This is a genomic window from Kitasatospora sp. NPDC056651 (assembly GCF_042792155.1).
In the GTDB taxonomy this organism is placed as follows: domain Bacteria; phylum Actinomycetota; class Actinomycetes; order Streptomycetales; family Streptomycetaceae; genus Kitasatospora.
On the sequence record NZ_JBHTWX010000042.1, the window covers coordinates 12426 to 33875 of the forward strand.

Sequence of the window (21450 nt, forward strand, 5' to 3'; positions counted from 1 at the left end):
CGCGCGTCTCCGCCAGTGGTTTATTCGACCGCCACGCCCAGCTTCTCGGCCAGCACCGCCGGATCGGCGGTCGGCGCGTCGCAGGCGAAGTGCCGGCAGACGTACGCCGCGGGCGCCCCGCCGATCAGCGGCCGGTCCGCCAGCAACGGCACCTCGGACTCCCCGGGCTCCCCGGACTGTCCGGGCTCCACCGGCGCGCCGACCGCGACCACCGCGCCGGGCGCCGTCCCGAGCAGCGCGGCCCGCCGGAGCGCGGCGGTGGCCGGGTCGCCGTCCGGGCCGACCACGGCCACCTCGCGCGGCCCGTCGAGCAGCGCCTCGGCGACGGCGAGGCCCCAGCCGATGAAGCGGGGGGCCCGGCCGGCGAGCGCGCCGACCACGCCGAGGGCCCGCTCGGCGGCCGTGCGGTGCCGGTCGGAGCCGGTGTACGCGGCGTACGTGAGCAGGGCGCCGGCGGCGGCCGTCCAGCCGGAGGGGGTGGCGTTGTCGGTCGGGTCCTGCGGGCGGCGGATCAGTTCCTCGGCGTCGTCGGCGGTGTCGTAGAGCGCGCCGGAGGCCTCGTCGGTGAAGTGCGTGAGCACGGTGTCGAGCAGGCCGCCCGCCAGCTGGAGCCACTCCGGGGAGCCGGTGACGGCGTACAGCGCGAGGAAGCCCTCGGCGGTGTCCGCGTAGTCCTCCAGCACTCCGGCGTTGGCACCGGCCCGGCCGTCCCGGGAGGTGCGCAGCAGCCGGCCGTCCGGGGTGAGGTGGACGGCGAGCAGCAGGTCGGCGGCGCGTTCGGCGGCCTCGACCAGGTCGGGGCGGTCCAGCAGCGCGCCGGTCTCGGCGAGGGCGGCGACGGCGAGGCCGTTCCAGGCGGCGACCACCTTGTCGTCCCGGGCCGGGGCGGGCCGGGCCGTCCGCGCTTCGGCCAGCCGGGCCCGGATCGTCTCGTACTCGGCGAAGTCCTCGGGGTCGGCGAGGAGTTGGAGGACGGAGGTGCCGTGTTCGAAGGTGCCGTCGGCGGTGACGGTGAACAGCCGGGCGGCGGTGGCCGCGTCGGCGGGGCCCAGCAGGTCGACCAACTGGCCGGGCTCCCACACGTAGTAGGCGCCCTCGGCGGACTGCCCGGTCTCCTCGTCCAGGCTGTCGGCGTCCAGCGCGGACGCGAACGCGCCCTCGGGTGTGCGGAGTTCGCGCAGTAGGAAGTCCGCGGTGGTCAGCGCGACCCGGCGGGCCAGGTCCGACCCGGTGGCCCGCCACAGGTGCAGGTAGGCGCGCAGCAGCAGGGCGTTGTCGTAGAGCATCTTCTCGAAGTGCGGCACCACCCAGCCGGCGTCCACCGAGTACCGGGCGAAGCCGCCGCCGAGCTGGTCGTGGATGCCGCCGCGGGCCATCGCCTCGCCGGTGCGGACGGCCATCTCCAGCGCAGCCTCCGAGCCGGTCCGGGCGTGGTGGCGCAGCAGGAACTCCAGCACCATGGCCGGCGGGAACTTGGGCGCGCCGCCGAAGCCGCCACGGGCCTGGTCGAAGTCCCGGCTGAGGGTCACCAGCGCCTGGTGCAGGTCCGCCTCGCCGGGCGGGTTGTGGGCGCCGGCCGAGTAGACGGCGGCCCGCTCGGCCAGGTCGGCCCGGATCCGCCGGGCGACCTCCCCGACCTCCTCCCGGCGGTCCCGCCAGGCGGCGTCGACGCCCTCCAGCACCTGCCGGAAGGACGGCATCCCGTGCCGGGGCCGCGGCGGGAAGTAGGTGCCGAAGTAGAACGGCTCCTTGCCGGGGGTGAGGAACACCGTCATCGGCCACCCGCCCTGCCCGGTCGCGGCCTGCACCGCCTCCATGTACACGGCGTCGACGTCCGGCCGCTCCTCCCGGTCCACCTTGACCGCGACGAACCGCTCGTTGAGGTACTCGGCCAGCCCGGCGTCCTCGAAGCTCTCGTGCGCCATGACGTGGCACCAGTGGCAGGCCGCGTACCCCACGCTCAACAGCACCGGCACCCCGCGCCGCTCCGCCTCCGCGAACGCCTCCGGGCCCCACTCCCACCAGTCCACGGGATTGTCGGCGTGCTGCTGGAGGTACGGGGAGGTCGCGTGCGCCAACCGGTTCATGCCCATCAGTCTGGCATCCGGGCGCGGGGGATCCGCATCCGCCACCCGTTCCGCGCCCCGCCCCGACCGTCCGCCCCGCCCCACCCGTCCGCGCGGCCCCGGACCGGCGTCGTCCCCGGCGAAGACCCGCACGGTCCGGTCCATGGTGACCAGCGCCTGCCGCCCCGCCGCCTCGATCCCCGCCAGCAGTTCGACCGCCTGCCGGGGGTCCTGCCGGGCCAGCACCACCACCCCGGTCACGTCGTGCGCGGCGAAGTCGTGCAGGTCGCGGGCCAGGTCCAGGCGCTGCGCGCGCCGCTCGACCGCCAGCGCCGTCCGGGCCCGGGCGTCCATCGACCGCAGGTAGCAGCCGACCCCGACCACCACGCAGACCGGCAGGATCGTGAGCAGGTAGGCCTTGACGATCGCCCCGGGCGGAGCCGACGGCTGGATCCAGAGGACGAGCCGCAGCGGCATCAGCACCACCGCCGCCGTGTACCCCGCCCTGCGCACCACGGTGTGCCACGACCGTGTCATGGCTCGGGATCCTACGGAGCCGGGCGCGCCCCGGAGCGCGGTTCACCGAAAGGCCGGCCCCCGCGGGGCCGGCCTTCGGCTCACTCCTTGGCGCCTTCCGGCTCCTCGACGAAGTCGACCTTCTTGAACTGCCGGTTCATGGACTTGGCCAGGAACCAGGTCGCGACGCCGAGGGCGGCGAAGACGACGAAGCCGAGGAGCCCGGGGGTGACCTTGGAGTCGTCGACGGCGAGGTCAGCGGCGAGGTGGACGAGGTTCACGGAGGCACTCATATCTCTATGGTCGCCCGGCTCACGCCCGGCCGGGCCGTCGGGGGGTGGTTCAGTCGCGCGTGTCGGCGGTCTCGGCCACCAGGGTGGGGGTGCGCACGCCGGCGAACAGGTCGTCCTCCGGCAGGTCCACGTCGACCAGGGTACGGGCGAGCTCGTAGTCCTCGGTGGGCCAGACCTCGCGCTGGACCTCCAGCGGGACGCGGAACCACGGGCCGTCCGGGTCGATCTGGGTCGCGTGGGCGATCAGCGCCCGGTCGCGGGTCTCGAACCAGTCGCCGCAGCGGACCCGGGTGGTGATCTCCCGCTCCTTGCGGCCGCTCTTCTCCCAGCCCTCGATCCACTCGCCGTACGGCGACTCGTGGCCGTGCTCGGTGAGGTACTCGTGCAGGGCCCGGATGCGGCCCATCGGGAAGCCGTGGTTGTAGTACAGCTTGAGCGGCTGCCAGGGCTCGCCGGCCTCCGGGTAGGCGTCCGGGTCGCCTGCGGCGTCGAAGGCCAGCATGGTGATCTTGTGGGTCATGATGTGGTCCGGGTGCGGGTACCCGCCGTTCTCGTCGTAGGTCGTGATGACCTGCGGCTTGAACTCGCGGATCAGCCGGACCAGCGGCTCCGCCGCCTTCTCGACGTCCTCCAGGGCGAAGCAGCCCTCGGGCAGCGGGGGCAGCGGGTCCCCCTCGGGCAGGCCGGAGTCCACGAAGCCCAGCCAGGCCTGCTTGACGCCGAGGATCGCCCGCGCCTCGTCCATCTCCTTGCGGCGCACCTCGTGGATGTTCTCCTCGATGTACGGGTCCCCCTGCAGTTTGGGGTTGAGGACCGACCCGCGCTCGCCCCCCGTGCAGGTGGCCACCAGCACGTCCACGCCCTGCTCGACGTACATGGCCATGGAGGCCGCGCCCTTGCTGGACTCGTCGTCCGGATGGGCGTGCACCGCCATCAGTCGCAACTGCTCAGTCAACGCCTTGCGTTCCTTCCACACTCGTCGGGCGTTCCGCGAAGTCCGGGTCTGCCCACCGTACGAACGGCTCACTTCGGGACCGCGTCGCCGCGGGGCCGTGCCGTCCGACGTCGTCGGCGCGGCCGAGCCCTGCCCCCGCCGGACCGGCCGCGGGCGTGCCCCTCCTATAGTGACGGACTGGAGGAGCGTCGCATTCCCCCGCACCACCCAGGGCGGCCCCTCCCCCAGGAGAGGACGGAGTCCGATGAGTGCAGGCACCACCGCCACCGATCTGCCCGAGGGGCGCTACGGGCGCGGCGGCGGCCGCGACTCGGACCGCCGGCTGAAGGTGATCGGCGCGGTCTGCGGCGTGCTCGGCCTCGGCCTGGTCGCCTGGCTCGGCGGCTCCTACATGCTGCGCGAGTCGAAGATCAACGGCTCGGTGCCGACCTTCCAGGTGCTCTCCGACTCCGAGGTCCAGCTGCACCTCACCGTGCGCAAGAGCGACGGACAGGCCGGTACCTGCACGGTGCGCTCGCAGGGCGACGACCACGGGGTGGTCGGGGTGGCCGACTTCCCGGTCCCGGCGGCCGGCTCCAGCTACGACGCGGTGGTCACCCTGCGCACCGCCTCGCGCGGCACCACCGCCGAGCTCCTGGGCTGCACCCCGGCCAAGTAGGAACCCGCCCGGGCGGCGCGCATATCCGATCCGGAGAACGGGCATCCGTACAGGGTCCCGCACACCGTTGCCGTACAAACCGGCGCAACGCCGCCGTCAATGGCGCCCGAACGCCCCTCCCGCTTGTCGGCAGGACTTGTTAGGCTCGTGGTTTCGCCCCTTCCGCACCGGATGGTACGGGAGCGGGCGTTGCTTTGTAGTTACGACCGAAATCACCACCGACCCCTGCTGACGACTCACACCCTCAGCACAGCCCCGCACCTACGAGGAGCACCCGTGACCCAGACCAGTGAGAACGTGACCTGGCTCACTCAGGCCGGCTACGACCAGCTCAAGGCCGAGCTGGACCACCTGACCGGGCCCTGGCGCATCGAGATCGCCCAGAAGATCGAGGCGGCGCGCGAGGAGGGCGACCTCAAGGAGAACGCCGGCTACCACGCGGCGAAGGAGGAGCAGGGCAAGTACGAGCTGCGCATCCGTCAGCTGACCCAGCTGCTGGAGCGCGCCAAGGTCGGCGAGGCCCCGGCCGACTCGGGCGTGGTGGCCCCGGGCATGGTCGTCACGGTCGCCTTCGACGGCGACGAGGACGACCTCATGGAGTTCCTGCTCGCCTCCCGCGAGGTCGCGGGCGCCGACGACCTGGACGTCTACTCGCCGCAGTCCCCGCTGGGCCGCGCGATCGACGGCAAGCGGATCGGCGACGAGGCTGGCTACGAGCTGCCGAACGGCAAGCCGGCCATGGTGAAGATCGTCAAGGTCGTGCCGCACGCCGGCTGATCCGGCCGCACGACACGAGGGCGGCCGCGGGGTCGGGAAGACTTCCGCGGCCGCCCTCGGCGTTCCGGGCGGGGCTCCGGGCGGAGCTCCGGGGGCGCGCCCGGGCGCGCTGCCAGCGCTACCGGCGCTCAGGCGGCGGACGAGCGGTACTTGCGCACCGACAGCCACGAGAACACCGCGGTGATCACCACCGACCACAGCACCGACACCAGCGCCGCGTGCTGCATCGACCAGACGTCGTCCACCGGCCCGACCTGGTTGCCGAACAGCACCCGGCAGGCCTGCACCGTGGCACTGAACGGGTTCCAGTACGCGACCGCCTGGAGCCAGCCCGGCATCGAGGCGACCGGCACGAAGGCGTTGGACACGAAGGTCAGCGGGAACAGCCAGATCAGCCCGGCCGAGGTGGCCGCCTCGGGGCTGCGCACGGACAGGCCGATCAGCGCGCCGATCCAGGAGAAGGCGTAGCCGAGCAGGAGCAGCAGGCCGAACGCGCCGAGCGCCTTGGGCAGGCCCTCGTGGATCCGCCAGCCGACCAGCAGCGCGACCAGCGCCAGCACGACCAGGGTGAACGCGGTCTGGCACAGGTCCGCGAGCGTGCGGCCGACCAGCACCGCCGAGCGGGCCATCGGCAGCGAGCGGAACCGGTCCACCAGCCCCTTGTTCATGTCCTCCGCGATGCCCGCCGAGGCGCCGGCCACGGCGAAGGTGACGGTCTGGGCGAAGATGCCGGCCATCAGGAACTGGATGTACGTGTCCGAGCCGGAGTTCGTGCCGGGGATCCTGATCGCCCCGCCCATCACGTACGAGAACAGCAGCACGAACATGACCGGCTGCATCAGCCCGAAGATCACGATCTCCGGGATGCGGGTCATCCGGCGCAGGTTCCGCTTGGCGACCACCCAGGAGTCGTGCAGGGTGGCGGAGATCCCCCGGCGCTGCCTGGGCATCGCCGGGCCGATGGCGTGCTCGGTGGCGGTGCCCATCTCAGCTCTCCTTCCCGGCCGTGACGGCCGACTTGTCCTGGTCCCGGCCGTCGGCGCCGCGCCGGCCGCCGCCCTTGCCCCGGCCGCGCGCCCCGCCGTCGGCGCCGTCCTCCTCCTCCGGCCGCTCCTCGGCGACGTGGCCGGTGAGGGTGAGGAAGACGTCGTCCAGGGTCGGTCGGCGCAGCCCGATGTCGTCGATCTCGATGCCGCGGGAGTCCAGTTCGCGGATCGCGTCGGCGAGCACCCGGGCGCCGCCGCTGACCGGCACGGTGATCCGGCGGGTGTTCTTCTCCAGCGTCGGCTCGTTCAGCGCGAAGCGGGACAGCGCCGCGACCGCGTCGGCGACCAGGCCGGGCTCGTGCACCACGACCTCGATCCGCTCGCCGCCGATCTGCGCCTTGAGCCGGTCGGCGGTGCCGCGGGCGATCACCCGGCCGTGGTCGACCACCGCGATGTCGTGGGCGAGCCGGTCGGCCTCCTCCAGGTACTGGGTGGTGAGCAGCAGCGTGGTGCCCTGCTCGACCAGGGTCTCGATGACCTCCCAGAGCGCGAGCCGGTTGCGCGGGTCGAGGCCGGTGGTCGGCTCGTCCAGGAACATCACCGGCGGCCGGACGACCAGCGCGGCGGCGAGGTCCAGGCGTCGGCGCATGCCGCCGGAGTAGGTCTTGGCGGTGCGGTCCTTGGCCTCGGTGAGGTTGAACCACTCCAGCAGCTCCAGCGCGCGGGCCTTCGCCGCGCGATTGCTCATCTGGTAGAGCTCGCCGACCATGGTGAGGTTCTCGAAGCCGGTCAGGTACTCGTCGACCGCCGCGTACTGGCCGGACAGGCCGATCAGGCTGCGGACCCGGTTGGGGTGCTTGAGCACGTCGACCCCGGCGACCACGGCGCGGCCGGAGTCGGGCCGGAGCAGGGTGGTGAGGACCCGCACGGTGGTGGTCTTCCCGGCTCCGTTCGGGCCGAGCAGCCCGAGCACCGTGCCCTCGGGGACGTCGAGGCTGACGCCGTCCAGGGCTCGTACGTCGCCGAAGGTCTTCACCAGGTTCTCGGCTTGGATGGCTGGCGCCATGGCCTTGCCTCATCTCCTCGAACGTATGGGGCGATCTGTCCCACTCTGCCCCGGTTTCGGGCAGGCGGGCGACTCCATGGCGCGACCCACGGGAGCAGAACGCGATGTATCGCGAGTCTTCCAGCACGCGATATATCGCGTCAAGGGAGGAGCTCCGCCGCCTCCCCACCCGGAACGCCCCGCCCGGAAACGCCCCACCCGGAACGCCCCGCCCGAAGCAACCCGTCCGCAGGAACCCGCCCCGAGGAACCCGCGGCTCAGTCGGAGACCACGTACCCCGCGTCCCGCAGCTCCCCGACCACCAGCGCGCAGTGCTCCGGCCCCTTGGTCTCCAGGTGCAGGTCCACCTCGACCTCGGTCAGCCCCAGCCGCGGGTCGATCCGCACGTGCGCCACGTCCAGCACGTTGGCGTCCACCCTGGTCAGCACGGACAGCAGGTCCGCCAGCGCGCCCGGCTTGTCCGCCAGCCGCACCCGCAGCGACAGGTAGCGCCCGGCCGCCGCGAGCCCGTGCCGCAGCACCCGCTGCATCAGCTGCGGGTCGATGTTGCCGCCGGACAGCACCGCCACCACCGGGCCCTCGAAGGAGTCCGGCCGCTCCAGCAGCGCCGCGATCGGGGCCGCCCCGGCCGGCTCGACCACCAGCTTCAGCCGCTCCAGCCCGAGCAGCAGCGCCCGCGACAGCGCGTCCTCGGAGACCGTGCGGATGCCGTCCGCCAGCGTGTTGACCACCTCGAACGGGATGTCCCCGGGGCGCCCGACCATGATCCCGTCCGCCATCGTGGCGAACTGCTCCAGTGACACCGGCCGCCCGGCCGCCAGCGAGGGCGGGTAGGCGGCCGCGCCCGCCGCCTGCACCCCGACCACCCGCACGTCCGGCCGCAGCGGCTTGACCGCCGCCGCGATCCCGGCCAGCAGCCCGCCGCCGCCCACCCCGACCAGGATGGTCCGTACCTCGGGGCACTGTTCCAGGATCTCCAGTCCGAGGGTCGCCTGGCCGGTGACCACGTCCCAGTGGTCGAAGGGGTGGATGAACACCGCGCCGGTCGCCTCCGCGTACCGCTGCGCGGCCTGGAGCGCCTCGTCCACGGTGGCGCCGTGCAGCCGCACGTCGGCTCCGTACTCGCGGGTGGCCGCGACCTTCGGCAGCGGCGCCGCCACCGGCATGAACACCGTGGAGCGCACGCCCAGCAGCGCGGCCGCCAGCGCCACGCCCTGGGCGTGGTTCCCGGCGCTCGCCGCCACCACCCCGCCGGCCCGCTCCACCGGCGAGAGTCCCGCGATCCGCACGTACGCCCCGCGCAGCTTGAAGGATCCGGTGCGCTGGAGGTTCTCGCACTTCAGGTGGACCGGCGCGCCGATCAGTCCGGAGAGGTGGCGGCTGCCCTCCATCGGCGTCACCCGGGCGACCCCGGCGAGCATCTTCTGGGCACCGCGGACGTCGTCGAGGGTGATCGGCCAGTTGTGCATGGCGTCAGACTACGGGGGCGGGCGACGGCAATCCGCGACGCCGGGCCTGTTCCCGGGCCCGCCCGGCCCGCGTACTCTGCTGCTTCTGAGCCTCCCTCACCGCACGACGATCGTGAGCCGCGATGACGACGACCTCGCCCCAGGCCACCGACCGCACCGACCCCGTGCACACCCAACTCCAGTACCAGCTCGCGGTGTTCGCGCGCCGAATGGAACAGGTCCGGACCTCCGGCGGCGGGATCGGGGTGCTCGACCGGGCCGCCTACCTGCTGCTCGACCGGCTGGAACGGCACGGGCCCGCCAACGTCAAGGCCCTGGCCGAGGCCCTGGGGGTGGATTCCTCCACGGTGACCCGCCAGGTGGCCCCGCTGGTCGCGGCCGGGCTGGTCGGCCGGGTGCAGGACCCGGCCGACCGCCGTGCCGTACGGCTGGCGCTGACCTCGCACGGCGCCGGCCGGCTCGCCGAAGTCCGGGACGGCCGGGCCGAGTTGACCCGTCGGCTGATGGCCGACTGGCCACCGGAGGAACAGCGGGCGTTCTGCGCCCTGCTGGCCCGCTTCAACCTCGCGATGGAGTCGTACACGGCGGACCAGCAGGGGCAGTGAGGGGCGCGCGGCCCCTCGCCCTCCTCAGCCCAGCGCCTGCTGGAGGTCGGCCAGCAGGTCGTCGATCGACTCGATGCCGACCGAGACGCGCACCAGGTCGGACGGCACCTCCAGCGGCGAGCCCGCCGCCGAGGCGTGGGTCATCCGGCCCGGGTGCTCGATCAGCGACTCGACGCCGCCGAGCGACTCGCCGAGGGTGAACAGCTTGGCGCGGTTGCAGACCTCGACGGCCGCCTCCTCGCCGGCCGCGACCCGGAACGAGACCATGCCGCCGAAGGCCTTCATCTGCTTGGCGGCGATGTCGTGGCCGGGGTGCTCGGGCAGCCCCGGGTAGAGCACCCGGCTGACCTTCGGGTGGCTCGCCAGCAGCTCGGCGACCTTCTCCGCGTTGGCGCTGTGCCGGTCCATCCGGACACCCAGCGTCTTGATGCCGCGCAGCACCAGCCAGGCGTCGAACGGGCCGGAGACGGCACCCATCGCGTTCTGGTGGTAGGCGACCTCCTCGCCGAGGGCCGCGTCGGCCAGCACCAGCGCACCGCCGACCACGTCCGAGTGGCCGCCCATGTACTTGGTGGTGGAGTGGACGACCGCGTCCGCGCCGAACGAGATCGGCTGCTGGAGGTACGGGCTGGCGAAGGTGTTGTCGACCACCAGCAGCGCGCCGGCGCCGTGGGCGATCTCGGCGAGCGCGGCCAGGTCGGTGATGCCCAGCAGCGGGTTGGACGGGGTCTCCACCCACACCGCGCGGGTGTTGGGGCGCAGCGCCTCGCGGACGGCGGCCAGGTCCTGGGTGTCGGCGACGGAGAAGTCGACGCCCCAGCGGGTCAGCACCTTGGCGAACAGCCGGAAGGTGCCGCCGTAGGCGTCGTTGGGGATGACGATGTGGTCGCCCGGCTTGAGGATGGTCCGCAGCAGGGTGTCCTCGGCGGCCAGGCCGGAGGCGAAGGCGAGGCCGCGGGCGCCGCCTTCCAGTGCCGCGAGGCACTCCTCCAGCGCGGTGCGGGTCGGGTTGGCGCTGCGGCTGTACTCGTAGCCGCCCCGCAGTCCGCCCACCCCGTCCTGCTTGTAGGTGGACACCTGGTAGATCGGCGTGACGACTGCCCCGGTCTGGGGGTCTGCCTCCTGACCCGCGTGGATGGCGAGGGTCTCGAAGCCCTGAGGAAGCTGGTGCTCGGTCATGGGTCCGAGCCTAGTGGGCGAATGCCGTCAAGCCCTCACGAACCGGGAACCGGGGTGAACCCGCAGGTGGGGGTGGGGGTGCCGGGGCCGGAACTGCGGTGCGCCCGACCACGGGTGACCGCTACGATCACCACCCGTCGTACACATGTTCACCACGCAACAACCGCGCGCCGCCCTGCCGTCGCGCACCGGGGAGGACCACCGCATGGGCGCGCCCCAGCGTTCCACTGGCATGAGCACATCCATCCGGGCCGTCACGGCCGTGGCCCTGCTCGCCGGCTTCTACCTGCTCGCCCTCGGCATCGTCGTGGGCCTGCTCGTCCTCGACATCGCGCTGTTCCAGGCGTCCGACGGGTTCCGCCCGGCACTGATCAAGGTCTGGGCCCTGACCGCCGCGGTCGCCTACCCGGTGCTCCGGGTGGTGTTCCTGACCCGCCGCCGCAAGGACGGCGGCGAGCTGCCAGGAGTCCCCCTCACCCGCGAGCAGCAGCCCGCCGTCTGGGGCATGGTCGACCGGATCGGCGAGCGCACCGGCGTCCGCGGACCGGCCGAGATCCGGCTCGTGCCCGAGGTCAACGCGGGCGTGTTCGAGGAGACCAGGCTGCTCGGCCTGGTCCCCGGCAAGCGCCACCTGATCATCGGCGCCCCGCTGCTGATGGGCCTCACCGAGGGCGAACTGGAGTCCGTCCTCGGGCACGAGTTCGGCCACTACAGCAACCGGGACGTCCGGCTGGCCGCCCTCACGGTGGCCGGCCGCCGCGCGATCCTGCACACCATCGGCGGGCTCCACCAGCGCGCCGACCGACACCAGGCCGAGGAGGCCGCCAAGCTCGCCGCCAAGGCCGAGAAGCGGCTGGCCAAGGGCCGCAAGCCCTCCGACGAGGAGGCCGGCGGCGGCGTCGACCGGGTCCTCGCCGGCCTCTTCACCCTCTACGCCAAGCTCTACTTCCGGGTCTCCGAGGCCGTCGGCCGCCGCCAGGAGTACGCCGCCGACCTGATCGCCGCCCAGCTGGCCGGCCGGGACGCCACCGCCTCGGCGCTGCGCAAGGTGCCGGTGCTGGACTCCGCCCAGGACTTCTACCTCGACAGCTACGCCACCATCGGCTGGCAGGCCGGCCTGCTCCCACCGCCCGGCCAGGTCTTCGGCGGCCTCCAGCACCTGCTGAGCGACCCGGAACGCCGTCGGCAGCTCGCCGAGTACGCGCTCGAACTGCCCGAGCACGAGCCCGACCCGTACGACTCCCACCCGCCGATCGACCGCCGGGTCGCCGCGATCGAGGCGCTGCCCGACGACGGGCGCGGCGCCGGCGCCACCGGCCCGGCCCTCGCCCTGCTGCACGACGCCGAGCGGGTGCTGACCGAGCTGGAGGCCGTGTCGCTGGTCCCCGAGACGGCCGGCAAGCAGCGGGTCGAGTGGGCCGAGCTGGTCCGCGGCGCGATGCTGGCGCACGCCCGCGAGGCGGCCGCGCCGGCCGGCGGGGCGCTGACGGCACTGGGCCTGCCGCCCACCGTCCACGGCCTGCTCGACGCCGTCGACACCGGCCGGGCCTGGGAGTTCACCGACCGGCTGCCGAAGAGCGAGCAGGCCGCCCGCGCCACCGGCCGGTCCGCCCGCGAGTTCGCCCGCCCGGCGCTGCGCCGGGAACTGGCGCACGCCGCCGTCCTCGCCCTGGCCGAGGCCGGCCTGGCCGGCTGGGAGCTCTCCTGGTCCGGACCGGCCGAACTGCGCCTGCCGGACGGCTTCCCGGACGCCTTCGACGGCGCCCTCGACGCCGCCTGCGGCGACACCCCGGACACCTCGCCGCTGCGCGCGCTGCTGGCCGGGGCCGGCCTCCCCGGCCCGCTCACCACTCACCACTGAGCACCGAGCACCGACCCTCACTCACGGCCACCCGCCATGGAAGGAACATCCTTGACCGGCATCATCGTGCTCGTCGCGATCCTCGCCGTCGTCGGCGTCATCCTGCTGCTCCCGGCCGTCCTGCGCCGGCTGGCCGAGCGCAAGCTGGCCCAGCTGGAGCGGGCCAAGGCCACCATCGCCCGCCACGAGGCGCGGCTCGCCGAGGAGGAGCGGGCGAAGAACACGATCCACCCGGAGGACCACGGGCTGCTGCTCGGCAAGGACCTGCTCATGGACGACGAGCCCGGCCCCGAGGAGGAGGCCGCGCTCGCCGCCGCGAAGGCGGGCGACTGGCGACCGGCCGCCGCCTACCTCACCGCGTCGGCCGCCCCCGACGTCCGCTGGCGGCGCCAGCGCGCGCTGGCCGAGCTGGCGGCCGAGGACGACACCTGGCTGCGGGCCTGGCGGGCGGAGCACCCGGAGGACCCGACGGCCGCGCTGGTGCACCTGGACGGCCTGGTCTTCCTGGCCTGGAGGATCCGTACGGGCGCGGCGGCGAGCCAGGTCACCCGCGAGCAGTTCGAGGGCTTCCACCGGGTCCTGCGGGAGGCCGAGGAGTACGCCGCCCAGGCGGTCGCGCTCGCCCCCGACGACGACCCCAACCCGTGGGTCGCCCAGATCGGCGTCGCCATGGGCCTCGGCTGGTCCCACGACCGCTTCGGCGAGCTCTGGACCGAACTGGGCAAGCGCGATCCGCACCACTGGTCGGCGCACAACCGGGCACTGCAGTACTGGTGCGAGAAGTGGCGCGGCAGCCACGAGCTGATGCACGCCTTCATCGACGGGGCGATCGCCGCCGCGCCGGCCGGCAGCCTGCTCGCGCCGATCAAGCTGGAGGCGTACTCCGAGCAGTTCAGCCGGGACGGGGAGACGCTCGTCGCGTGGGAGCGCCCGGAGGTCGGTGCCGCCCTGGACGCCGCACTCGCCGATCTCGCCGCCGCCGATCCGGACCACCCGCGCATCCGGTACGCCCGCGGCTGGCTCGCCTACGCCCTGACCCGGGCCGAACGGCACACCGAGGCCCTGGAGCAGTTCCGGGCCCTGGGGCAGTACATCCCGCAGCCGTTCACCACCCGCCGGGACCCCCGGCAGTTCTTCATCGACGTGCGGATCGACGCGGTCCAGGGCGCCGTCGCGGCGGCCGGGCGGGACGCCTGACCGCTCCCGCGCACGACCCCGACGGCCGCTCCCGGAATCCGGGGGCGGCCGTCCGCGTTGGAAACAGCGCCACCTTCCCCGACCCGCTGGAGCAGGCCGTGCTGTTCGACCGCCACAAGACCTCGCTCGTCCCCGCCGACCAGGCGCTGCCCGGCCGGCCCGCCCCGGCCTTCGAGCTGCGCGAGCCGCACACCGTGCTCGGGCACCCGCTGACCGGCCCGTACCCGCAGGGCCTGGAGGTGGCCGACTTCGGGCTGGGCTGCTTCTGGGGCGCCGAGCGCGTCTTCTGGCGGCTGCCCGGCGTCTGGACGACGCTGGTCGGTTACCAGGGCGGCCACACCCCGAACCCGACGTACGAGGAGGTGTGCAGCGGGCTGACCGGGCACACCGAGGCGGTCCGGGTGGTGTACGACCCGGCCGTGATCTCCTACGAGCGGCTGCTGAAGACGTTCTGGGAGGCGCACGACCCGACCCAGGGCAACCGCCAGGGCAACGACGTGGGCACCCAGTACCGCTCCGCCGTCTACACCCACTCCCCCGCCCAGGCCGAGGCCGCGGTGGCCACCCGGGATGCCTTCCAGCCGTCCCTGACCACGCTCGGTCACGGTCCGATCACCACCGAGATCACCGCGGCCGGACCGTTCTTCCCGGCCGAGCCGTACCACCAGCAGTACCTGTCGGAGTCCAAGAACCCCAACGGGTACTGCGGTCTCGGCGGCACCGGCGCCTCCTGCCCGATCGGCGTGGCCCGCACCGGGAACTGATCCCCCGCCCCGGACCGCGCCCTGACCGCACCCTGACCGCACCCTGCGACGGCCACTCAAAGTGACCGATTCCCGATCCGGGCGCAGACTGGAAGGGCCAGCAGGCCGGCCCGGCCGCCCGCTGGTGGCCGGGCCGGCCTCGTGGGAGAGGAGCTCGCCATGTCCGATCTCTACCAGCGGAACTTCGACGATCCCGAGGAAGTCCGCCCGTTCGAAGCGGGCACGGGGGAACTGCGGCTGGTCAACCTGGACGGCGGCCCGGTGGGCCGGGCCGTGTTCGAGCCGGGCTGGCAGTGGTCCAAGCACGTGAAACCGATCGCCGGGACCGACAGCTGCCAGGCCGCCCACGCCGGGTACGTGGTCTCCGGCCGGATGAAGCTCGTCATGGACGACGGCCGGGAGACCGAAGTGGGCCCCGGGGACTTCATGCTCTGCCCGCCCGGGCACGACGCCTGGACGGTGGGCCAGGAGCCCTGCGTGATCGTCGACTGGCAGGGCTTCGCGGACTACGCGAAGCGGTGACCAGCGCGACTCGTGTGCGGCGGACTCGTGTGCGGCGGGAGGCTCAGAGCACGGTGGGCGGCCGCTCCGACCCGCCGGCCACCGTGTGGCCGACGTATTCGGCCACCAGCTTGCCGTCGGCGTCGTAGACCCCGACGGCGGGGGCGGCCCGGTACGGCGCCGCCCGCGACGAGGTCGGCGGCAGGACGGCGTAGTAGGCGACCCAGTCCGTCATCCCCTCGGTGACCAGCAGGGTGGCGACGGTGGGCCGGCCTTCCTCGAAGACCACGATCCGGCTCGGAGTCGGGCCCAGGTAGTAGCTGTTCACCACGATGCGGTCGGCCGCCTCGTAGAACTCCATGGAGAGGTCGGGTTTGCCGCCCGGCAGGCCCGGGGTGCGCATGTCGGTGCACCCCTGGCTCGCGTAGGCGCCGGTGGTCGGGTCGAGGGTGTCCCGGCACTTCTCGCCCGCGGTCACCGACAGCCTGATCCCGGGGGCCGGCTCGATCTTCTCCCCCGGCTCGACCCGCTGCACCGGCGAGCGCGGTGGCGCGGTCGGGGTCGCTGTGGGGGCCGGGTCGGCGGGCGTCAGCGCCCCCGCCGTCGGAGTGAACGCCGCCCCGGCGGCACCCGCCGCGCCCCCGACGTGCCGGGCGTTGCCCGCCGTCACCGCCGTCACCCCGCAGACCAGCGCCACCGCGAGCGCCGCGGCCCCGGTCGCCGCCCGGCGACGGGCGCGGCGGCGCCGGGCGGCGGCGATGATCGGTACCGGGTCGGGCCCGGCCTCGTACGGGTCCTCGTCCTTGAGCAGTTCGCCGAGCCGGTTCTCGAAGCTCATGCCGTCACCTCGATGTGCGTCGTGGAACCCGCCGACGCGCCGTGGCGCCCGGCGAGTTGGGGATGTGCGCGCAGCTTCGACAACGCCCGGTGCAGCGTGCTCTTCACCGTGCCCTGGGCGATGCCCAGTTCGGCCGCGATGGCGGCCTCGGTGAGGTCCCCGTAGTACCGCAGCACGACGACCGTCCGCTCCCGGCGGGTGAGCGTTCCCAACGCCTGGTGCAGCAGGGCGCGTTCGGCCTGCCGTTCGGCGAGGTCCTCGGCCAGCGGCCGGTCGGGGGTGTGCTCGGTGGGCAGTTCGCGGTTGCGCAGCCGGCGCCACCAGTCACGGTGCTGGTTGACGACGATCCGCCGGACGTACGCGGTGGGGTCGTCACCGGTGATCCGGTGCCAGTGCAGGTAGGCACGCTCCAGCGCCGACTGCACGATGTCCTCGGCCCGCTCCGGGTCGCCGGTCAACAGCTCGGCCAGCCTCAGCAGCCGGCGGCCGCTCCCGGCGACGAACGCGGTGAACTCGGCGTCCTGTCGCTGTCTCTGCTCGCGTTTCACACCCGTCCTACTCCTCGGGCGGACCGCGAGGTTCGGTCCGCCCGGGAGTTTTCTTCGGAACGGGTCCGGCGGGTCAGACGGGTCAGACGGCGCTGCCGGCCTTCCAGGTGGCCCAGCTCATGTTCCAGCCGTTCAGGCCGTTGTCCGGGGCGACCGTCTTGTCGCCGGAGTTCACGACCTCGACCACGTCGCCGACCATCGAGGACTTGTAGAACTTGTAGCCGTCGCTGCCGGCGTCCTGCGCGCCCTTGGTGTCCTGGAGACCGATGCAGCCGTGGCTGGTGTTCTGGCCGCCGAAGATGGACGGCGAGGACCAGTAGTTGCCGTGGATGAAGGTGCCCGAGGTGCTGAGGCGCTGGGCGTGCGGCACGTCCGCGATGTCGTACTCGCTGCCCAGGTTGACGGTCTGCGAGTTCATCCGGGTCTGGGTGTACTGCTCGGAGATCACCATCTTGCCGCCCCAGGTGGTGTGCTCGGGCGAGCCGCCGGAGATCTTGTAGACGGCGCTGACCTGGCCGTCGGTGGTGACGGTGAGCTTCTTGGTGGCGAGGTCCGCGACGCTCGTCTGGGCGCGGCCGATGGTGAAGCTGACGTCCTTGGACTGGGTGCCGTACACGCCCTTGGCGCCCTCGACGTCCTTGAGCCGGAGCTTGAGGGTGACCTTGGTGCCCTTGGCCCAGTACTGCTGCGGCCGGAAGTCGAGGCGGGTGCTGGAGAACCAGTGGCCGACGATCTCGACGCCCGGCTCGGCTATCACCGTGATCGCCTGCTGGACGGCCTTGCGGTCGGTGATCGGCTTGCTGAAGCTGATCGAGACCGGCATGCCGACGCCGACCGTCGAGCCGTCCTCCGGGGTGAAGTAGCCGACGAAGGTGTTGGCCGGGGTCGCCGTGGTGAAGACGGCGTTGGAGTCCGCCTCCAGCTTCTCCTTGTCGAAGGCGGTGGCGGCGACGGTGTACTTGGTACCGCTGGCGGGGGCGGCGGCCGAGGTCCAGCCGGTGCCGTCGGCGGAGAGCTGGCCGGCCAGTTCCTTGCCGGTGGTGTCGACGACCTTGACGCTGCTCAGGGTGCCGTCGGTCACGGTGACCTTGACCGGCTCGCTGAAGCTCGCGGCGGCGGCGCCGTCCGCCGGGGTGACGGTGATGACGGCGGCCGAGGTCTTCGGGGCGGCGCTGCTCGCACCGCCGGTGCCGGGGCCTCCGCTGCCGCTGCCACTGCCGCCGGAGCCGCCGTTACCGGAGCCGGAGGCGCTGTTGTCGTTGCAGGCCGCCAGCAGCAGGACGGGCGCCCCGATCAGCCCCGCGAGGACCCCGCGCCGGCTCCAGCTGCTTCCGGCCACCCGTCCCTGACCGTCCCGTGCCGTCACGTCGCGTCTCCCTGCTGATCATCCGGGGCATTACGGATACAGAAACGCAATCCACCCGTTCACGGTTCCATCACCGAAGGGTAAGCGATCGTATGAGATGACCCAACTTCCCGACGAACAGGGACGAAACGCCCGGTCCGCGAGGCGGACCGGGCGTTCACGAGCGGCGACGGCGAGGGCCGCCATCCGGTGGGCACTACTCGGCGGTCTCGTCCACCCGGTACTCGTCCCACTCCTCGTTGTCGGGGTCGAACTCGGTCTGCGCCGACTCCCAGGTCGCCGAGGCGAGCTCCACGCCGGGCACGTCGCCGAGCAGCGCGACGGGGTCGATGAAGTGGGCGAGCGAACCCGACGGGTCCACCTCGATGGCCTCGACGGACTGGGCGCGCTCCTCGTCGTCGAGGTACTCGTCCGCGGTGACGGCCTCCAGGGCGGCGGTCTTGAGCGCGCCCTCGTCGGTGATCTCCGCGATGAGCTCGATCTTGACCCGGACGTAGCGCGGGGTGTCCTGGTCGGTCGTTTCAATGCTGGTCATGCGTGCGAGCGTACGGGACGGCCGCGCCCGGCGCGGCGCACGGGCACCCGCCCGGCGCACACCCCGCGCGCGCCGGAGCGCGCGGGCGAACGGGAAACGGCGCGCGGGATGAACGCAAGGAGCGCGCGGGCGAACGGAAGGGGCCGGTCCCTCGGAGAAGGACCGGCCCCGCCGCTCCCCCGCACCGGCTCCCCCACCCGGGAGCCGCGGGGACGCGCGCCGTGCGGCGCGGTGCTGCCGTGGGAGCCGCCGCACCCTGTCGGCCGGCCGGAGCCGGGCAGGAGCGAGACGACGACGCCTCCCACGGCACAGGACACGACGGGCCGGTCAGGTCCGCCCGGCGTGTCCGGAGCCGACCGCGGTCGCCGGGGAGCCGCTCCCGGACGGTTGCCGTCGCCTCACTCGGCGTCCTGCCGTTGACCACCACGATGCCGGAGCCTTGTTAACCGCGTGCTGCGGACAGGTGACGCCGGTGTACCACTTCCCGGGGACGCCCCTCCTCGGCCGTCCCCGGGGCGGCTGCGTCGGGTCAGTGCTGGCCGCGACCGGTCAGGAAGCCCAGCAGGTCCTGGCGGGTGACGATGCCCTGCGGCTTGCCCTCGACCAGCACGACGGCCGCGTCGGCCTTCTCCAGCACGGTCATCAGGTTGGTGACGGTCTCGCCCGAGCCGACCACCGGCAGCGGCTTGGACATCACCTTGTCCAGCGTGTCGGTCAGCTCGATGTCCTTCGCGAAGATGCCCTCCAGCAGCAGTTTCTCCACCACCGAGCCGATCACCTCGCCGGCCATGATGTCCGGGTGTCCGGCGCCCGGGGAGACCACCGGCATCTGCGAGACGCCGTACTCGCGCAGCACCCGGACCGCCTCGGCGACCGTCTCGTTCGGGTGCATGTGGACGAACTGCGGGACGCCGCCCTGCGCGATGGACTCCTTGCGGGCCAGCACCTCGCCGATGTGCGCCTCGTCGGTGGAGGAGGGCAGGAAGCCGTAGTCGGCCATCCAGTCGTCGTTGAAGATCTTCGACAGGTAGCCGCGGCCGCCGTCCGGCAGCAGCACCACCACGACGTCGTCCGGCCCGAGCTTGCGGGCCACCTCCAGCGCGGCCACCACGGCCATGCCGCAGGAGCCGCCGACCAGCAGGCCCTCCTCCTTGGCCAGGCGGCGGGTCATCTGGAACGAGTCCTTGTCGGAGACGGCGACGATCTCGTCCGCGACGCCGCGGTCGTAGGCGGTCGGCCAGAAGTCCTCACCGACGCCCTCGACCAGGTACGGCCGGCCGGTGCCGCCCGAGTAGACCGAGCCCTCCGGGTCGGCGCCGATCACCTTGACCTTGCCGCCGGAGGCGTCCTTCAGGTAGTTGCCGGTGCCGGAGATGGTGCCGCCGGTGCCGACGCCGGCCACGAAGTGGGTGATCTTCCCGTCGGTCTGCTCCCACAGCTCCGGGCCGGTGGAGTGGTAGTGCGAGGCCGGGTTGTCCGGGTTGGAGTACTGGTCCGGCTTCCAGGCGTTCGGGGTCTCCCGGACCAGCCGGTCGGAGACGTTGTAGTACGAGTCCGGGTGCTCCGGGGCGACGGCGGTCGGACAGACCACCACCTCGGCGCCGTACGCGCGCAGGGTGTTGATCTTGTCCGTCGAGACCTTGTCCGGACAGACGAAGATGCACTTGTAGCCCTTCTGCTGGGCCACGATCGCCAGGCCGACGCCGGTGTTGCCGGAGGTCGGCTCGACGATGGTGCCGCCGGGCTTGAGGGCGCCCGAGGCCTCGGCGGCCTCGATCATGCGCATCGCGATGCGGTCCTTGACCGAGCCACCGGGGTTGAAGTACTCGACCTTCGCCAGCACTGTCGCGCTGATGCCCTCGGTGACCTTGTTCAGCTTGACCAGAGGCGTGTTGCCGACCAGGTCGATGATCGAATTGTGGTACCGCACGGGGGTCCTCCCGGTCTATGGGCATGCGAGTGCTTCGGTACTGCAAAGCGTAGGGCGTGACACCCGCCCCGTGGCCCCCCTGCTTCCCCCCTGCCCCGAAGCCCCGCCCCCCACCCCGCTCTCCGCCTCACCACCCCTTCTCCCCCCTCCTCACCAATGGCCTGTCTCCGCCGATACTCCCGCCCTCCGCGCGGGTAGAAGCGGGATACCGCCGGAGGGGCCGGCAGGGAGCACGCGAAGGGGGCACCGCCATGCCAGGGGCACAGGACTCGCGGGCGCGGGTGGCCCGCCGGATCGCCACCGCCGCGGCGTACGGCGGCGGCGGGCTCGGCCTGCTCGGGGTCGGCCTGGTCGGCCTGCTGCTGACCGAGAGCAAGCTCGCCGTCCAGGCCATCGGCGTGCTGGAGACGCAGCCGCCCAAGGCCGACGGCGTCTACGGCGAGGCCTTCGCCGACCGCACCGCCGCCCCGCGGGCCCCGCTCGTACTGGCCGTCCTCGGCGACTCCACCGGCGCCGGCCTCGGCGTGGCCCGGGCCGGCGAGACCCCGGGCGCCCTGCTCGCCGCCGGCCTCGCCTCGGTGGCCGAGCGCCCGGTCCGGCTGGTCAACGTGGCCCGTTCCGGCGGCCGCTCCGCCGACCTCTCCGGCCAGCTGGAGCGGGCGCTGCGGCACCGCCCGGACATCGCGGTGATCATGATCGGCGCCAACGACGTGACCCGGCACAGTCCCGCCCAGCTGGCCGTCCGCCAGCTCGGCGAGGCCGTCGCCGCCCTGCGTGCCAACGGCTGCGAGGTGGTCGTGGGCACCTGCCCCGACCTCGGGACGATCAAGCCGGTGCGCCCGCCGCTGCGCTGGGTGGCCCGGCGGCTGAGCCGGCAGCTGGCCGCCGCGCAGACCATCGCGGTGGTCGAGGCGGGCGGCCGGACGGTCTCGCTCGGCTCGCTGCTGGGCCCGGAGTTCGCCGCGCGCCCGGAGATGTTCGCCGCCGACCGCTACCACCCCTCCGCCCAGGGCTACGCGACCGCCGCGATGGCCGTGCTGCCCTCGGTCTGCGCGGCACTCGACCTCTGGCCGCAGGAGAAGCCCGCGGCCGCGGCCGCCCCCGGCAGCGCGGTGCTGCCGGTCGCGGTGGCCGCCGCCGCGGCGGCCGGGCGGGAGGGCACCGAGGTGGCGGCCGTCGCGGCGGAGGGCGCGAGCCGCCGCTGGGCCCAGTTGCGGCACCGGCTGCGGATCGGTCTGCCCGGCCCGGAGAGCGGGAAGGAGGCCGGTACGGCCCCGGGGAATACGTCGGCCAGCTCACACGCCGGCTCCGGTGACGCCTGATCTACCAGGCGGTAACTT

The 21450-nt window shown here is 73.3% G+C and carries 20 protein-coding genes; 8 read left to right on the forward strand and 12 right to left on the reverse strand.

Annotated features, from left to right (window positions below):
• Positions 1 to 20: 20 nt before the first annotated feature.
• The 3 genes from ACFRAR_RS18245 to mca form a co-directional block, all read right to left on the reverse strand.
• On the reverse strand, positions 21 to 2087 hold the full coding sequence (locus ACFRAR_RS18245) for a thioredoxin domain-containing protein (RefSeq protein ID WP_380699136.1): 2067 nt from the start codon (positions 2085 to 2087) through the stop codon (positions 21 to 23).
• Positions 2088 to 2683: 596 nt separating this feature from the next.
• The gene (locus tag ACFRAR_RS18250; RefSeq protein WP_380699095.1) at positions 2684 to 2875 is read right to left on the reverse strand and encodes a hypothetical protein; all 192 of its coding nucleotides are present in this window, start codon (positions 2873 to 2875) and stop codon (positions 2684 to 2686) included.
• Positions 2876 to 2924: 49 nt separating this feature from the next.
• Positions 2925 to 3830 carry a mycothiol conjugate amidase Mca gene (gene mca / locus ACFRAR_RS18255; RefSeq protein WP_380699096.1) on the reverse strand — a complete coding sequence of 302 codons (906 nt, stop codon included), beginning with the start codon at positions 3828 to 3830 and terminating at the stop codon, positions 2925 to 2927.
• A 244-nt stretch (positions 3831 to 4074) separates the two neighbouring features.
• Between mca and ACFRAR_RS18260 the strand changes: the two genes are divergently transcribed.
• Positions 4075 to 4488, forward strand: a complete 414-nt coding sequence (locus tag ACFRAR_RS18260) for a DUF4307 domain-containing protein (protein ID WP_380699097.1) — start codon at positions 4075 to 4077, stop codon at positions 4486 to 4488.
• A gap of 276 nt (positions 4489 to 4764) precedes the next feature.
• Entirely contained in the window at positions 4765 to 5265 is a 501-nt protein-coding gene (greA, locus tag ACFRAR_RS18265) for a transcription elongation factor GreA (protein WP_380699098.1), read from the forward strand.
• A gap of 128 nt (positions 5266 to 5393) precedes the next feature.
• On the opposite strand, the gene ACFRAR_RS18270 is transcribed toward greA, so the two are convergent.
• From ACFRAR_RS18270 to ilvA, 3 genes are all read right to left on the reverse strand, one after another.
• The gene (locus ACFRAR_RS18270) at positions 5394 to 6251 is read right to left on the reverse strand and encodes an ABC transporter permease (protein WP_380699099.1); all 858 of its coding nucleotides are present in this window, start codon (positions 6249 to 6251) and stop codon (positions 5394 to 5396) included.
• A 1-nt stretch (position 6252) separates the two neighbouring features.
• The gene (locus tag ACFRAR_RS18275) at positions 6253 to 7317 is read right to left on the reverse strand and encodes an ATP-binding cassette domain-containing protein (RefSeq protein ID WP_380699100.1); all 1065 of its coding nucleotides are present in this window, start codon (positions 7315 to 7317) and stop codon (positions 6253 to 6255) included.
• Positions 7318 to 7574: 257 nt separating this feature from the next.
• The gene (gene ilvA, locus ACFRAR_RS18280; RefSeq protein ID WP_380699101.1) at positions 7575 to 8786 is read right to left on the reverse strand and encodes a threonine ammonia-lyase; all 1212 of its coding nucleotides are present in this window, start codon (positions 8784 to 8786) and stop codon (positions 7575 to 7577) included.
• Between the two features lie 122 nt (positions 8787 to 8908).
• Here ilvA and ACFRAR_RS18285 point away from each other — a divergent pair, with 122 nt between their 5' ends.
• Positions 8909 to 9391, forward strand: coding sequence for a MarR family winged helix-turn-helix transcriptional regulator (locus ACFRAR_RS18285; RefSeq protein WP_380699102.1), 483 nt, complete (start codon positions 8909 to 8911; stop codon positions 9389 to 9391).
• Between the two features lie 24 nt (positions 9392 to 9415).
• Here the strand turns inward: ACFRAR_RS18285 and ACFRAR_RS18290 are convergent, their stop codons facing one another.
• Positions 9416 to 10570 (reverse strand): cystathionine gamma-synthase, encoded by a 1155-nt coding sequence (locus tag ACFRAR_RS18290; protein WP_380699103.1) that lies wholly within the window; start codon positions 10568 to 10570, stop codon positions 9416 to 9418.
• Positions 10571 to 10802: 232 nt separating this feature from the next.
• Here ACFRAR_RS18290 and ACFRAR_RS18295 point away from each other — a divergent pair, with 232 nt between their 5' ends.
• From ACFRAR_RS18295 to ACFRAR_RS18310, 4 genes are all read left to right on the forward strand, one after another.
• Positions 10803 to 12431, forward strand: a complete 1629-nt coding sequence (locus tag ACFRAR_RS18295) for a M48 family metalloprotease (protein WP_380699104.1) — start codon at positions 10803 to 10805, stop codon at positions 12429 to 12431.
• 51 nt (positions 12432 to 12482) lie between these two features.
• Complete coding sequence (locus ACFRAR_RS18300) at positions 12483 to 13628, forward strand: hypothetical protein (RefSeq protein WP_380699105.1); 1146 nt, start codon at positions 12483 to 12485, stop codon at positions 13626 to 13628.
• 98 nt (positions 13629 to 13726) lie between these two features.
• Positions 13727 to 14392 carry a peptide-methionine (S)-S-oxide reductase MsrA gene (msrA, locus tag ACFRAR_RS18305; protein WP_380699106.1) on the forward strand — a complete coding sequence of 222 codons (666 nt, stop codon included), beginning with the start codon at positions 13727 to 13729 and terminating at the stop codon, positions 14390 to 14392.
• A 159-nt stretch (positions 14393 to 14551) separates the two neighbouring features.
• Positions 14552 to 14914 carry a cupin domain-containing protein gene (locus ACFRAR_RS18310; protein WP_380699107.1) on the forward strand — a complete coding sequence of 121 codons (363 nt, stop codon included), beginning with the start codon at positions 14552 to 14554 and terminating at the stop codon, positions 14912 to 14914.
• A gap of 43 nt (positions 14915 to 14957) precedes the next feature.
• Here ACFRAR_RS18310 and ACFRAR_RS18315 read toward each other — a convergent pair whose 3' ends face one another.
• The 5 genes from ACFRAR_RS18315 to ACFRAR_RS18335 form a co-directional block, all read right to left on the reverse strand.
• Complete coding sequence (locus tag ACFRAR_RS18315) at positions 14958 to 15731, reverse strand: hypothetical protein (RefSeq protein ID WP_380699108.1); 774 nt, start codon at positions 15729 to 15731, stop codon at positions 14958 to 14960.
• The gene (locus ACFRAR_RS18320) at positions 15728 to 16279 is read right to left on the reverse strand and encodes a SigE family RNA polymerase sigma factor (RefSeq protein ID WP_380699109.1); all 552 of its coding nucleotides are present in this window, start codon (positions 16277 to 16279) and stop codon (positions 15728 to 15730) included. The genes ACFRAR_RS18315 and ACFRAR_RS18320 overlap by 4 nt, the downstream gene beginning before the upstream one ends.
• Before the next feature lie 82 nt (positions 16280 to 16361).
• Positions 16362 to 17645: an Ig-like domain-containing protein gene (locus ACFRAR_RS18325; RefSeq protein WP_380699110.1), complete on the reverse strand. Its 1284-nt coding sequence runs from the start codon at positions 17643 to 17645 to the stop codon at positions 16362 to 16364.
• A 196-nt stretch (positions 17646 to 17841) separates the two neighbouring features.
• Entirely contained in the window at positions 17842 to 18180 is a 339-nt protein-coding gene (locus ACFRAR_RS18330) for a hypothetical protein (protein ID WP_380699111.1), read from the reverse strand.
• Positions 18181 to 18709: 529 nt separating this feature from the next.
• Entirely contained in the window at positions 18710 to 20110 is a 1401-nt protein-coding gene (locus tag ACFRAR_RS18335) for a cystathionine beta-synthase (RefSeq protein ID WP_380699112.1), read from the reverse strand.
• Between the two features lie 251 nt (positions 20111 to 20361).
• Here ACFRAR_RS18335 and ACFRAR_RS18340 point away from each other — a divergent pair, with 251 nt between their 5' ends.
• A complete protein-coding gene (locus ACFRAR_RS18340) occupies positions 20362 to 21432 on the forward strand; it encodes an SGNH/GDSL hydrolase family protein (protein WP_380699113.1) in 1071 nt (356 codons plus the stop codon).
• Positions 21433 to 21450 lie beyond the last annotated feature (18 nt).